11 protein-coding genes and 1 pseudogene are annotated in these 14,161 nt (G+C 41.8%); 3 read left to right on the top strand and 9 right to left on the bottom strand.

Annotated features, from left to right (window positions below; all coding sequences use genetic code 11):
• Positions 1–4: 4 nt before the first annotated feature.
• On the bottom strand, positions 5–2,341 hold the full coding sequence (locus tag OCU60_RS17400; protein ID WP_205410533.1) for a heavy metal translocating P-type ATPase: 2,337 nt from the start codon (positions 2,339–2,341) through the stop codon (positions 5–7).
• A gap of 847 nt (positions 2,342–3,188) precedes the next feature.
• Positions 3,189–3,404 (bottom strand): annotated as a pseudogene (locus OCU60_RS17395) (DUF4158 domain-containing protein); the annotation flags it as partial.
• Positions 3,405–3,516: 112 nt separating this feature from the next.
• Between OCU60_RS17395 and OCU60_RS17390 the strand changes: the two are divergent.
• Positions 3,517–4,986 carry a TniQ family protein gene (locus OCU60_RS17390; protein WP_074374626.1) on the top strand — a complete coding sequence of 490 codons (1,470 nt, stop codon included), beginning with the start codon at positions 3,517–3,519 and terminating at the stop codon, positions 4,984–4,986.
• Between the two features lie 63 nt (positions 4,987–5,049).
• On the opposite strand, the gene OCU60_RS17385 is transcribed toward OCU60_RS17390, so the two are convergent.
• From OCU60_RS17385 to OCU60_RS17350, 7 genes are all read right to left on the bottom strand, one after another.
• Complete coding sequence (locus OCU60_RS17385) at positions 5,050–6,069, bottom strand: GTP pyrophosphokinase (protein WP_074374627.1); 1,020 nt, start codon at positions 6,067–6,069, stop codon at positions 5,050–5,052.
• Positions 6,066–7,136 (bottom strand): nucleoid-associated protein, encoded by a 1,071-nt coding sequence (locus tag OCU60_RS17380; protein ID WP_074374628.1) that lies wholly within the window; start codon positions 7,134–7,136, stop codon positions 6,066–6,068. Before OCU60_RS17380 ends, OCU60_RS17385 begins: the two co-directional genes overlap by 4 nt.
• A 925-nt stretch (positions 7,137–8,061) precedes the next feature.
• Positions 8,062–8,604, bottom strand: a complete 543-nt coding sequence (locus tag OCU60_RS17370; protein ID WP_074374629.1) for a PTS glucitol/sorbitol transporter subunit IIB — start codon at positions 8,602–8,604, stop codon at positions 8,062–8,064.
• Positions 8,605–8,616: 12 nt separating this feature from the next.
• Positions 8,617–9,186, bottom strand: coding sequence for a PTS glucitol/sorbitol transporter subunit IIC (gene srlA, locus OCU60_RS17365; RefSeq protein ID WP_074374630.1), 570 nt, complete (start codon positions 9,184–9,186; stop codon positions 8,617–8,619).
• 63 nt (positions 9,187–9,249) lie between these two features.
• A complete protein-coding gene (locus OCU60_RS17360) occupies positions 9,250–9,897 on the bottom strand; it encodes an L-fuculose-phosphate aldolase (protein ID WP_074374631.1) in 648 nt (215 codons plus the stop codon).
• Between the two features lie 47 nt (positions 9,898–9,944).
• Positions 9,945–10,970 carry a 2-hydroxyacid dehydrogenase gene (locus OCU60_RS17355; RefSeq protein WP_074374632.1) on the bottom strand — a complete coding sequence of 342 codons (1,026 nt, stop codon included), beginning with the start codon at positions 10,968–10,970 and terminating at the stop codon, positions 9,945–9,947.
• Positions 10,970–12,457: an FGGY-family carbohydrate kinase gene (locus OCU60_RS17350; protein WP_074374633.1), complete on the bottom strand. Its 1,488-nt coding sequence runs from the start codon at positions 12,455–12,457 to the stop codon at positions 10,970–10,972. Before OCU60_RS17350 ends, OCU60_RS17355 begins: the two co-directional genes overlap by 1 nt.
• Positions 12,458–12,708: 251 nt before the next feature.
• On the opposite strand from OCU60_RS17350, the gene OCU60_RS17345 reads away from it, so the two are divergent.
• Both OCU60_RS17345 and OCU60_RS17340 read left to right on the top strand, forming a co-directional pair.
• Positions 12,709–13,425, top strand: a complete 717-nt coding sequence (locus OCU60_RS17345; RefSeq protein ID WP_074374634.1) for a GntR family transcriptional regulator — start codon at positions 12,709–12,711, stop codon at positions 13,423–13,425.
• Positions 13,426–13,806: 381 nt separating this feature from the next.
• Positions 13,807–14,133, top strand: a complete 327-nt coding sequence (locus OCU60_RS17340; protein ID WP_139302154.1) for a hypothetical protein — start codon at positions 13,807–13,809, stop codon at positions 14,131–14,133.
• Positions 14,134–14,161 lie beyond the last annotated feature (28 nt).

The raw sequence follows: 14,161 nt of genomic DNA, 5'->3' as shown, positions 1-14,161 counted from the left end.
CCCCTTAATGTTCCTGCGCTTTAAACAACCGCAGGCGGTTAGCGTTCGTCACAACAGTTAATGACGAAAATGCCATCGCAGCACCGGCTATGACAGGGCTTAACAGCAAACCAAAAAATGGATACAGCACACCCGCTGCAAAAGGCACTCCCGCAGCGTTGTAAATAAAAGCACCGAACAGATTCTGTTTGATATTTCGCATTGTGGCTTTGCTTACGGCAATGGCATCGGCAAGCCCATGCAGTGATCCGCGCATTAAGGTAATATCAGCACTCTCAATCGCCACGTCCGTACCCGTGCCGATGGCAAAGCCCACATTAGCAATTGCCAGAGCCGGTGCATCATTGATTCCGTCACCGGTCATTCCGACCACTTCACCTTCCATCTGTAATTCCTGAACCTTTTTGGATTTATCTTCCGGTAGTACTTCAGAAAAGAACTCTTTGATGCCCGCTTTATCGGCGACGGCTTTTGCAGTGGCTCGATTGTCGCCGGTTAACATGACGACGCGGATGCCGTTATGTTGTAAGCGTTTGATGGCAGCGATTGAATCCTCCTTAATAGGATCGGCCACCGCAATAATCGCGGAAAGCTGGTTGCCCACAGCGAAGTACATCGGGGTTTTTGCTTCGATGGCCAGGGCTTGTGCCTTTTCAATAAAATCACCGAGTTCGATGTTATGCTCACGCATCAGTTTTTCATTACCGAACAGTAGTGTTTTGCCATTCACTTCTGCTTGCACACCGTGCCCGGCGATAGCTTTGAAATTGGAAACCTTCCCCATTTCGATACCTTTCTCCCGGGCGGATTCCACAATCGCCAGTGCCAACGGATGTTCGGAGCCGGATTCTAATGTTGCCGCCAGTTTGAGTATGGTGTCTTCATTCTGCTCACCCGCAACCAATACATCAGTGACTTTAGGTGAGCCCTGGGTGATGGTGCCGGTCTTATCAAGAATCATTGCAGATATCTTCGATGCGGTTTGCAACGCTTCGCCATTGCGAATCAGCACACCAACTTCTGCCGCTTTACCCACCCCCACCATGACCGACATAGGCGTTGCAAGACCTAACGCACAAGGGCAGGCGATAATCAGTACTGTCGTTGCCGATACGATGGAAAATGCCACAGCCGGATCCGGACCAAAGTTGAGCCAAACCAGTGCACTGCTGACTGCGATTATCATCACCACAGGAACAAAATACGCGGATATTACATCAACCAAACGGCCTATTGGTGGCTTCGAATTCTGCGCCCGTTTAACCATGTTAATGATCTGCGCCAATGCTGTGTCCTTACCAACACGAGTTGCTTTAAACAAAATGGAACCACTTTTATTGATGGTACCCGCCGCGACAGAATCACCTACGTTTTTTTCAACGGGCATAGGTTCACCTGTTAACATAGACTCATCAATAGCGGTATGCCCTTCGATAACGTCACCATCAACTGGAATTTTTTCACCAGGACGGACACGCACAACATCGTCCATCAGCACCTTTTCAATGGCAACATCCAACTCTTTATTATCGCGAATAACTCTGGCAGTTTTGGCTTGCAGACCTATTAGACGCTTAATGGCCTCCGATGTGCGTCCACGGGCTTTGAGTTCGAGTGCCAGCCCCAGATCGATTAAACCAATAATCATGGCCGTGGCTTCGAAATAGACGTGGCGAGCCATTTCCGGGATAGCATAAGGTACGAACACAACGACCATAGAATAAACCCATGCGGTCCCGGTACCCAATGCAATCAGGGTATCCATATTGGCCGAATGATTTTTAAAGGACTGCCAGGCTCCTACGAAAAAGTGTTTGCCCGAAAACACCATGACTCCAAGGGTCAGTAGCCCAACAACCAGCCAGGCAAGACGCTCGCCTGTTGTGCTTACCGTCATTTCGCCAACGATAATACTGTAAACCATCAAGGGCACACCCAGTGACAATGCGATGGTCATTTCACGCATTAGTCGTTTGTAGTAAGCCCAGTCTTCCTGCTCTTTTTCGTTCAGTGCATCATCTTCACTCTCAGCAACAGCAACTTTTGCCTTGTAGCCTGCTTTTTCTACCGCTTTAACCAAAGTATCTGTCTGAGCTGTTCCAGTCACACTTACCGTACGCTGGGAAAAATTCATCTCAGCGCCATCCACTCCGGGCACTGCCTTTAACGCTGATTCGATTTTCCCTACACAGCTTGCGCAACCCGCACCCTCAATGATGAGTTCCTGTAGAGCTGAGTTATCAGCTTGATAGTGACTGTGCGTCTCATGTGCATGATGTGAAGTTGCTGATCCTCCTTCATGACAAGAGGAGGCACCAGATTTGGTATTTGTTGAACTCATACACATCTCCCGGTTTGAGCAGTGACAGCTAACGGATAACTACCGCCGAAAGACCTAGCCCGCCTCAAACACTTCAACAAACTCATTGCATACGACTCTGCATTTGCAATATTTACTTACATTATAGCTCGTATAACGTTATTAATTATAATTCATACACCATCAAACGAAATGAGTAGATTCTGAGAATTGTGACCTCATTGGCCGGTTATCCAGGTTCTATTAATCTTTAATGGTTAAATTTCGTCGACGTAAAAGTGTTTTTAATCGTGGAGGGAAACGCGTGGCCCATAATTCTAAGTAAATATCTATCAGAATAGCCAGCGACTCAGAAGGTACCATTGTTTTGATGTTGCGATATTAGAAAAAGTATCGAAAAGTCCGTGGAGTAACTCATCACTGAGTATTTACGTTAAATTGGAAAGGGGCATTTTTGATTCAGGTTTGGCAGCAAATCAATGTTATCGCTGCCATTTTCTTCATCTCAGATAATCAATGACATCACTGAATTAAAGAAGCAAACTCTGGATTACATGGTTAAAAATACCTCTTTTATGTTTTGGTTGGCCCAGCAAAGCGTCCATATGCAGACTTGGGCGCTTTAACTTTAAGATGTTTACCAAATGATGATCTGGTATTTCTTGAATGAGATCGCATACGCTTGATAGCACCTTCAACATCTATATCTTCGCTATCTCTTCTGTTTTTATCTAGAGTCAAAATAATCCCCCTTTAGATATTATGACTATCAGTTATATTTGCTCCCAAGTAAGTTTTAGTATAGCAAAACCAGTTTACCAACAGTTGAAAAGAAAATGTAACTAGAAAGGTTTGGGGCATTCACTGGAACCTGACTTAAATCAGTTAAGACAGTACCCAGGAAGCGAACACAGCCTAATTGCAGGGCGACACCAAACCGATTGTGATCACCGCGACGCAGAGCTATAAACTCCAGGTCGGTTTCATCTAAGTGAAAGTAACGTGCAAGCTGAACATCATTTGGGTCTCCGCTGAATTGCCCGTAACTTTGCTTTTGGTCAGTTGTTAGAAAGTCGACGGGCATATCTGATTTCCCTTACAAGTACTCTTTAATTACATTCATTGAGTAATCCCAGACTTTCTGTTCACCTTCAACTAGGGCAAGATCAACGCGTTTACTAATTTAGGTTATAGATATGTTTGTTCCACATCTGAAGGCAAGTGAGTCTCTGTACAGTTACATATATAGGCTTGCTCGTTTTAATAGTATTTTAACTGCACCGTTTTTTCACAAGTATATCCTCCTGAAAAATGGAAATTTTGTTAATCCTAAAAAAGCATCCGATAAGTTATATGAATTAGTTGGCGAAAGTCACAGTTTGCTCTTTGAAGAAGCTAGTAAAAGAGCCAAAAGTGCTCCGAACAGTCAACTCATTACTTCACAATCTCTTGGGAGTAATGAGGTTGTATTTCCTGATGAGAAAAATGATAAATCAATGCGTTATTGTCCGGATTGCATCTCTGAACAGATCTATTACTATGGGCATTCGTGGCTAAGGAAAGATTGGATGTTTAATCATCGGTGTCTAGTCCACGGACACAAGTTGTTAAGCATTTTTGATACGTCAGATAAATTAGGATTAAGTCTGTCCGATACATTTATGAAAGTATTAGACGGAGATTTCCTCTCTTATCCAGAGAGTGCGATTTCAACAAAAAACTTATACGAAAACAGATCTAGTGTAGTTGCTCCATGTGTATTGGTTGAGTATTTTAAAAGTACTCGTAGCTTTGGTTTTTTTGATTTTAATGGTTATGAGGGGGCTTTCTCCAATACGATCAGTTTGTTTTATCAATACCTGAATAGTTTCCCTGATAATGAAAAAGAGGTATTAAAAACGTTTCTATATGCCAGCGTTGAAGCTTGTGTAAGAGATGGTTTTTATTTTTATAAAGCACGTCACGACTGCCTTTCATGTCCTTATAGAGAGTATTGTACAGATATTGAAGATGGTACTGCTTTCAGGCCGGTCGATGAAGTTGATGTAAGAAGTATTCTTGTGTCAATATTTCAAAATTCGAGTTTGCCCGTCCATATTAGTGATCGTCAAATATCGATTTATTCTGATTTACTATCCCATATTGGCCATTTTTTTGAACCATCTAGCTATGAGGCTGATACTGTCGAGTGGCTGTTCACGCTCATGAAATCGACGTTTAGTACACATAGTGAATTAACATCTATAGGAGAGACTTTTCCAATATTTGATGACATTAGTCGTGAGCCTATATCAGGTTTATTAGTTATTCGATTGAAAAGAGAGAGGGTTGGTTGCTCCTATAGAACGGCTCTGTTACCAAGGAATGTTGAAAAGAAAATGAAAAGGTATATCGAGAGTAGGCTTAATGGCAAATTTAATTCAAATAGTCCTTTGTTAGTCTCTAAGTCTGGTCTAAAGCCGATTGATCCTAAGGTGCTCAACAAGATGTTCAGAGAAGCTTTTAAAGTATTTGATACTGTTCAAGCCGAAGGGAAAACTTTGCACTCAATCCGAGATATAATGGCGGTATCTGCAATTCTAGCTGGAGCCAATATGCAATATGTCACAAAGGCTTCAGGGTTAGGTGCTTCTCAACTGATAAAAGAAAATATCTTGCCTGTTTAGCGCTAAATATAATCGATAACTCTAAATTGGTTGTTCTAGGAAATGGTGCGTAATCTCTGGATTTTAGTGTGTAGCCCAGTTAGGTGCTAAACCGAGATCGTTAAAAATAATTTGTAAAACATGAAAGTCTGTTGGCCAATATTTTTTTATAACTGATTTTTTCTTTTTGGCTAAAAAATAACAGACAAGAATCACAGGAAGTTTAAATTCAACAAAAGCTTTATTATTTTGGTGGGATTCAATTCGTGATGCCAAAAATGAATATTCATGGTCACCTAAAAATTCAAGCAAGTCATCAATACTTAACGTACTGAGCAATGGTTGGAACTCTGACAGGTAAAATTCAATGTTTTTGGTATCATCAATCCAATGCGAAGCTGGTAAAAGCTTGCTGGCTTGACTTAGTGCCACTTCTCGCCATTGTGTAATAATGCCTGCACATTTTTCTAATTCGGCTTTTGCTCCGCACAATAGTTCATCTGTGGTTTCCATTAAGGCCATGCTTTTAGCAAAGCAGCGTTTGACTGTTGGAGATGCATCCACATCTCCTTTGTATATGGTGTCATGTGCTAATTCTGCGTAGGCATGTTGTAGCAATGTTCTAAACTGAACTTCACAAGGTGTATCTTCATCGATTGTTACGCCTTTATGGACGAAGGTCATTTGGGCGCGAACGATGTAGTGTACAGATTGATAATCGAACATTCGAGGATCTGATGTTCGCCACTCATCAAATTCTTTGTCTTTGGAATATGTCCAAGATTTGTGGTTTTCGATGATAGAACAAAGTTGATCCAATTGTTGTGTTAAGAGAACGACAAAACGAATCCCAGCTTTATCCGTTATTTGTGAGTAAGGATCTTGGTATTTATCTTTTTTTCGAATAAAAGCCTTTGTAAGAAGAGACTCTGTTGTTTTGACTCTGCTGGATGGAGTCATTTTTACGTATTCATCGTACTTAGGTTTACTGTTACCTAGCAAATTAAGTAAGCCGGACTTAATCTCAGACAACACAAAATCAGCCCATGCTTCATACATAGGCTTTTCTTGTTCATAACGTGCAGCAAATTCTTCCTGGGTCATTTGTCTTGTTCTGAAAGCTTACCTTTGACCTGGATTGTTGTATGGTCATCAGTTGCTTCAATAATCTTCACTAACTCTGAGAACTTCTCTGCTGGTGCAGTTAGCTTTACATCACTAGAAAAGTTCATCTTACGAGTGGCTAACTTCCTCTTTATCAGAGAGGTGTCTTTTACTACTGCAGTAGCAGGAAAACCTTTTTTAACGACATAATCATTATAGTCATCCCGGTACTCCTCCGGCAGGTATTTTTCTGCGAATTCGGAGGCCTGGATTGTATTACTTTGATCAGTTTTTAGGTAGGTGTGTAGAGCTTGTTGAACATCTATTTTTTTCTCATCAGGTAGCCGAGAACCATTTATGTACTCTCTAGAATATTCGAAAAAGTCACGAGTTCTTTGTTCTGCATTTTCAGGCACTTGAAGGCCTAGAAAACCGGAATAGAAGTATTTAGCCGCGTTACGATCATCTTTTGCCTTAATGTTGCTATCGAAAACATAGGCCTCAAATTCGTCTTTATCGCGAATCTCATCAGCTAAGGATTTGTCATCTTGTTCGACAAAAACCCCCACTTTGTAAAGCCTCGCTTGGGGAGTAAGGATCAGATTTTCTATGTAAGACAGTTTGATAGTGTTTTCTTCTTGGCTTTCAATAAATCCGGCTTGCTGCTCGGCTTTTATTATGAATAAGCATCTCCGGTTAGCTGCACCAGATGTTCCGTCGATGATTACCAGTGTGCCACCGGGCCAAGATTTATTTGTATGGGCGGAAGTATGCAAATTTGCAAGTTCACACGAATCTTTTATGAAGTCACTGTCTGATGCGTCCAGTAGTTGACTGGAAAAGTGAAAGCAACTTGCTTTACCGTCTTGGGCTATGTTCATCTGTAAGCTATGTGAACTAGACCCTAAAACTGATGTAAGACGTTCTTCGAGCTTCTGTGAAGCGTTATGATCTAGTTGCGTTAAAACAGTACTGCAAAATGGTGTTACCAGTCCTTCATCATTTGGTGGGTATACGTTATGGAGAATGATTCGTTTGAAATTTAGATTGCTAAATGTTTCGGCCATTAAAGGCTCCTTCCCTGATGACGTTAGGTGAATAGATTCCAATTTGTATATATATGCATCAGTGGTAGCTTACTCTATATTCAAGCGATATGTTTATGATATGGCACACATTATAGTCATATGGCATTTGGTCTGGGTTAGGTCTTTTGCCAAATGAAACCTAATTTTAATTCTGAAGGTTATTGCTGAACACTAGATTTATAGGTTGAGTCAGGCTCAACCGTTACGATTCACTTAGCTATATCGATTTATGTCGGATTACTGTTATATATATAACTAATTGATAGTAAATAAATAATTGACACAATATAAGTATATCACCCCTACGAACGAGCATACAAAATCTTGCATAATCATAACTGTATACGTAAGTCCTGTGTGGGACAGTTGAACCTGACATAAAGATATTGAAAGACTTTAGCGTTTTTTCTGGTAATAGTGATGGGTCGACCACCTTAAAGGATACATTTTCTAGGTTGAATTCTTTTAGTGTAGGGAGCAACTCGTCGAGATTTTCGTTCATCAGAGACCTCTTATGGATCCACAGGGAAGTGTGATTTTCTAGAAAGATAGATGGATTTCATGGATAAATGAGGGATAGTGGTCAAATTTACACGGAAAGAATATTTACATGATTCATGTAAATTCACGTTTCGTGTAAATTTAGGGGAAGCAATAGGTTCGGGCTTTAGGTTAAGTACAGAATCTACTTGTCTTAAAAATACAATTAAATACAAACTTTATTGTCGCTGCACAATTGTGTAGAGACAATAGATTGAGTGGGTCGTGACGCGGATGAAAAAATAAAATCGGCTACCCTATTTTAGAGTAGCCGTTTCTATGACGCTAATGAAGCAACAATACTATTTTTAAACGATCAAATTCCAAACGATCTGATGAGAGTCAAACGACATATTTTTGAGTTTCAATATAAACCAAGGGCAAACAGGTAACCAATCAGTACCGCGATCGGCCCTGTAATTTGCCTCGATATTAATAATGCCGGAACACCTGTTTTAATGGTCTCAGGTTTAGCATCTTGCATCGATAGCATCAGAGGAATAGAGTCCGCTGCCGCTTGGACATTAATCGCAAATAGCGCGGGTAAAGCGTACATCGGCGGTATAATACCAGTACCAATGAGTCCGCCGACGGTGACCCCGACAACTTGCGCAACGGCGGCGCCCGGGCTCAGGATCGGGGCAATTAACGGAAATCCGCAAATCGCCGAAAGAATGATAAGGCCAATTAAACTGTCTCCGAGCGGTGTCAATACGTGGGCTATCAGATCGCCTAACCCCGTTTCTTTGACAAACGTAATCAAAATCGCCACAAACGCCATAAACGGCAGTACCGTTTTTATCACCAATTCAAAGGCATCTTGTGCAGCGGCAAATACATGGCCAACGACAGTCCCGATATTGCCACCCAACTTTTCCACAACGTTTAAAAATATATTCAAATTCATGATATGGAATCCTTATGATTTGGTTTCTTCAGGCGATAACGTTGAATCCAGTGACTCGCTTTCATCTGGTGTCGATGATTGCGCTCGACGCTTCAGCACAGCATGAATCGCGTCTGTCATAAAGCCTCGTACAATGCCGATACATATTGCTGCAGCGATAAAGCGAATCGCTAAATCTTGAACCGGTAAATCAAGCTGAGTGATACCCGCAGAAACACCGAGCCAAATAAATAATTCAGATGGCAAAACATGTGGGAAAAGTGATGTGAGAGGGTGGGCGGTCGTCACAAGTGCACCTTGGTATCCGAGTTTGTTTTTTTCAGGTAACAACTTGCCGATTGTTAATGCGCCAGGGAAAGACATTAACAGCCATGCAATCGGGGGCAGGATGCCATATGCCAAAATCCTATTTTTACCTAATAATGTTGCGACTTTATCCATTCGTTTTTGACCAATGAAGCGGAAACAAGTATTCACAACGATAAGGAGCGCGATTAGCATCGGAATAATGCCACCGGCCATACTCATAAATGTTTCTCCGGCTTTGCCAAAGAAGCCGATAAATATTTGTATGTATTCCATTATTATTTCCTTTTTTGTAGGGGACAGAGGCTCTGTATGATTAACAATCAGAGCCTGTTTTTATTATTTTTGTGGTTGTCCGTAGGTCTTGAATTTTTCTTGCATCAAAACCATTTCATCTTCAGGAAGTACAACAGGTTGACCCATTGCAGAAGCAATACAGTGAATTTTGCAGCAGTGTTCTATTTCCTCAGCAATATTGAATGCCGCATCTAGCGTTCCTGAACCCGCCAACAAGCCATGGTTGGCCAGTAAAACCGCTTTTCTGTCAATCATGGCTTGGTATGCTGCTTCGGCAAGCTCTGGCGTCCCGAATGTTTCGTAGTCTGCACAACGAACGTCCAGCCCTGAAAATGCGACTAAGTAGTTGGATGCCGGCAGACCTTGGCGGAGTGTGGCGAGGACGGTGGCGTATGTAGAATGAGCGTGAACAACCGCATTAATGTCATCACGGCGATCATAGAAAACTTTATGCATGCTCCATTCTGAGCTGGGTTTTCTTTGGGAATCTACAATTTTTCCATCCATATCAAAAATAACAATATCTTCTGGTTTTGCGGAAAAATAATCGACACCAGATGCACTAATTGCCATAAGTCCCTGTTGTCGGTCAAATACCGAAATATTACCGCCGGTACCAATCGTAAGACCATGGGTGACTAGCTTTTTACATGTTTCAATAATTTCTTCGCGTTCGTATTTCATTAACATAATCAATGTCCTTAATATATGTTTATTTAATTTTTAATTACGGGTAATTAATTATATTGATGTAACATCGGCTCATTTTTCAAAAAGCGATTAATGTCATCAATAATCATGTTGGTATGGTTGGTTAGCACTTCTACCGTTGCGCCGGCAATATGTGGTGTGATCGTGACATTATTTAGTTCTTTAATATAAGGATGGTCGGCATGAATGGGTTCATGTGCATAGACATCAAAACCCGCACCTTTAATTCTATTTTCACGCAATGCTTCAATCACTGCTTCTTCATCCAAAACAGCCGCTCTTGATGTATTAATTAAAAATGCACTTTCCTTCATCATGCCAATTCGTTCTTGATTTAAGAAACCAATGGTTGATTCCGATACTTTTAAATGCAAGGTGACGAAATCTGAGTGACAGAGTAGTTCATCGAGACTCACAATTTTGACGCCAGGTTCATTGACATCCACGGCGGATAAAAAGGGATCATAAATCGCCAGCGCCATGCCGAAACCCCGGGCGATTCGACCCACTCTTCGGCCAATAGAACCATAGCCAATAATACCCAGTGTTTTGCCATGGAGCTCAAAACCCTTAAATACTTCATAAGGACTGTCTGATGTGACATCCCATATTGCGTCTTTTTGTACACCGTCTCCTGATAAATCTGCGCGATTCGCGTCAGTATATTCACCGTTTTTTAACGCCATATAGGCTTGCGGTATATTTCTCGCGACACAGAGCATATGGGCAATTGTCAATTCAGCGGTGGCATCAGAATTTCGCCCCGGTGTATAAATGACAGGAATATTTCGTTTTGTCGCTGCTTTACAGTCAACATTCACAGGGGTTGCCCGTGTACAAGCAATTAATTTTAACTGTTCACATGCAACAATGACTTTTTCGGTAATATCATCATACGATGTAATGATGATGTCACAGTCTTTCGCTAATTCAATTAATTCATCTTCGGTAAGTTTGGGATCCCCTAATGCCCATCCTGATATAATCACATCACCGAGTTCTTTTAATTTATCCAAGTTATTATCATGTTCCGCTGTAAATAGAATTTTCATTAATTTCCTCTTCTTATATCAGCTCTTAAATTCCATAGATCATTTGCTTTAATTCGGAATTCTTTATAAAAAGAATATAATCTTTCATAAGCAATGACATTTTCTTGAATCGGTTTTATTTCTTCGTCTACGTTGAAATACTTTTCATCATGAATATCGTTTAAATCGCCCACGGCAATGCCAGCCAACATCGCAGCGCCTTTGGCCGAAATTTCTTTATCTCCGGGAACAATCACGGTTCGATCCGTCATGTCGGCAATAATTTGTAACCACGATTTAGAGTTAGAGCCTCCTCCGGCTAAATAGATAAACTCGCCTTTGGGGTGTCCTTGTAATGCATCTTTAATGGTGTAGCTAATGCCTTCAAAGACGGCCCGTAACAGATGTGCCTGAGTGGTTCCCTGACTGATACCGAAGAAGGAGGCTCTGGCATTGGTATTTAGAAACGGCGCTCGCTCGCCACCAATATAAGGGTGATACCAGACACCGCCTGCACCAACCGATACGCTGGAGATGAGCGCTTCTATTGCTTTAAAGTCTTTAGGACAAGACAGGTTCTCGATCGCCCAGTCTAGATTCGGTGTTCCTGAAAGTGTTGCAATTAAATCAATGAAAGACGCTGAGACGACATTGGGAATACATCGCAGTCCTTCGCCCTTAATTTCAGGGATTTTACTAATCACGCCGGTACAACAGGTGGTGCCAAGAATGCTAAATACATCCCCTTCTTCACATGCCCCCAGACCTAATGCAGCACAAGAAACATCGACACCGCCCATCACCACGACAGTCTCTGCGCTTAATCCGGTGAGTTTTGCCACTTCATCGGTGATTTTACCGGCTATCTCCGTACTATTCTTGATCTGAGGAAATAGTGATGAGCAGGCATTTAAATTGAGTTTCTCAAACACTAAATCAGATAAGGATTGTGTTTTAAGGTTTATCATCGAGGTGCCCACATCACTCAGTTCTAAATCCATGCGGCCCGTGAGACCGAAGCGGATCCAATCTTTCGCAAAGACTGAGTAGCTGGCTTTTGCTAACGTGGCTGGTTCATTGTCTGACAGCCACTTGAGAATCATTGACATATTGCCCGGTTGAGGCTCCGAGCCTGTCTCACATGCCAACGCTTTGATTAAATCGTGGTCAATCTTGCTGATAACGGATGATGCTCGTGTATCGCTCCAAATAATTGCATTTCTGACAGGATGACCATTTTGGTCCACCAACCAAGCCCCTTCACCTTGCCCGCTGATACCAATCGCTTTTATGTCTTTTACATCGACACCCGCGTCGTTGGTTAAGTGCTTGAGTGACTGAATGGTTTTGTTGAAAACGTCATTCATGTTCTGCTCACACCATCCATCTTGTGGATAAATGGTTTCATTTGGAATCGATGAGGCAAACACCTGATTAAAAGAACGATCAAACAAAACCGACTTTATGTTGGTTGTGCCTATGTCTATCCCGATATAGTAGTTTTTCATTGTGTAGGGTCCTAAAGGTTATTGTTTTTATCTTAAATTCCCCTAGTTGTCTGACGTCTTTGGCTTAAATCATTTGTTTTTATACGTTATTAGACTGTTTTTTGTTCTTATTATCTATCGTTGTCTGACAGCGTTATCATGTTGTTAAAATTCTAGCTGGATTAATGTGATTAAAATCTCATTTTGAAATAGAGCCGAATAAAAAAAGAAAATGAAGAGTAGAATTCAGATAAGAATGAATTGGAGTAGTTATGGATAAAAGCCACAAAAATAAAGACTTTGTGAAAGATGCGATTCTGAAAATGGGTGAATTATCAGAGAGTTGTGGCGACATGAAACTGCCTTCTGAACTCTCTTTGTGTTCCATGTTGGAAGTCTCTCGTTCAACCATCAGGGAAGTGCTCGCCCAATTGATCCAAGAAGGGGTGGTATATCGTGTGCGGGGAAAAGGTGCTTATCTGCGACGTGGTCTGACATCGCTGAATTTAGATTTAACGAAGCTATTTAGTGTCAGTGATGCAATCAAAAGTTGTGGCCTGTCTCCAAAAACCATCCTCAAATACAAGCATGTGAAAACTGCCTCTCAGTTAGTGGCCAGCAAGCTCAACATTGATGAAGGGGATAAGTATGTTGAGATCAAAAGATTGAGGTATGCCAATGACAAAATAGCGGTGTTTAATATTCATCATTTCAGGCTGCATGCCATTGAACATGCGAGTGATGATGCGTTGTGTGGCTCTCTGTTCGATTATCTTGAGGAGACCGGTAAAAGTATTTCTTACGCGAAAACCAAAATAAAATCCGTTGTCCTGACACAGCGAGATATCCCGGAAATGGAGGTGGCGCTGGAACCCTTTATTTTGTTAGAAGAAACCTATTATAGTGATTCAGGCGAAGTTTTTTGTTATACCGAAGATTACTATTCCGATGAGATTTTTAGCTTCGACATTATTCGCAGACGCTCATAGCGTGGCTGTTAGGCACGCTTTCATCCATTCCACCGAAGCCCCTGATAGCTGTTAATATCGAGGTAAATTGTGCATGGCAGTCTGTTGCCATGATAGCGGCGATGCCGCTATTCTTTCCTTCAGAAAAGCCCCCCTCTCCCCAATGAACGGCCTGTCTCTTCCGGCTGCGCAAGACTAATTGACCGATCTCCCGATGGACTCGCGAGAGCACAAAAAAGCGCGACAGTTATCCATCCCCGGGCGCTGCAATTCAGCGAATCAATCGGATAGAAGTCAATATTTTTGTGACCCAATCAAACTTTTTGCATATGCGTGCTAATGATTATTGCAATAAAGTTGTATGTTATCCGCGATTTGGCTTCAGGTACTGATAAATTATTCATGATAAATCATAAAACAACGGTGATTCGCTGGGTGTTAGCGCTTTTACTGCTGGTTGCAGTTATGGCCAGCATCAACCTTTGGTTATCCAATCGCGCTGTGATTGAACCGACGCTGCCGCGCCCCGAAAAAAATAATAGCCTGCCGCCAAACGCAGCAACACTGACCGTAGAAAAATTAAATCATCAGGTTCAGGTGAAACAGTTACGACAAGCTCTGATTCATGAACAGCCGCTGTCAGCGACTGAGGTCGTCTCCGATCAGGATCTTGAGCAGCAAATTGAATCACTTGAGCAAGCGCTACAGCAGTTCAGTCAGGAAAAGTAGCGCGGTATTAAATGTTAAGTGGGTTAAG

The organism is Vibrio spartinae, from assembly GCF_024347135.1.
Classification (GTDB): Bacteria; Pseudomonadota; Gammaproteobacteria; order Enterobacterales; family Vibrionaceae; genus Vibrio; species Vibrio spartinae.
This window is presented reverse-complemented; position numbering and strand designations above follow the sequence as displayed.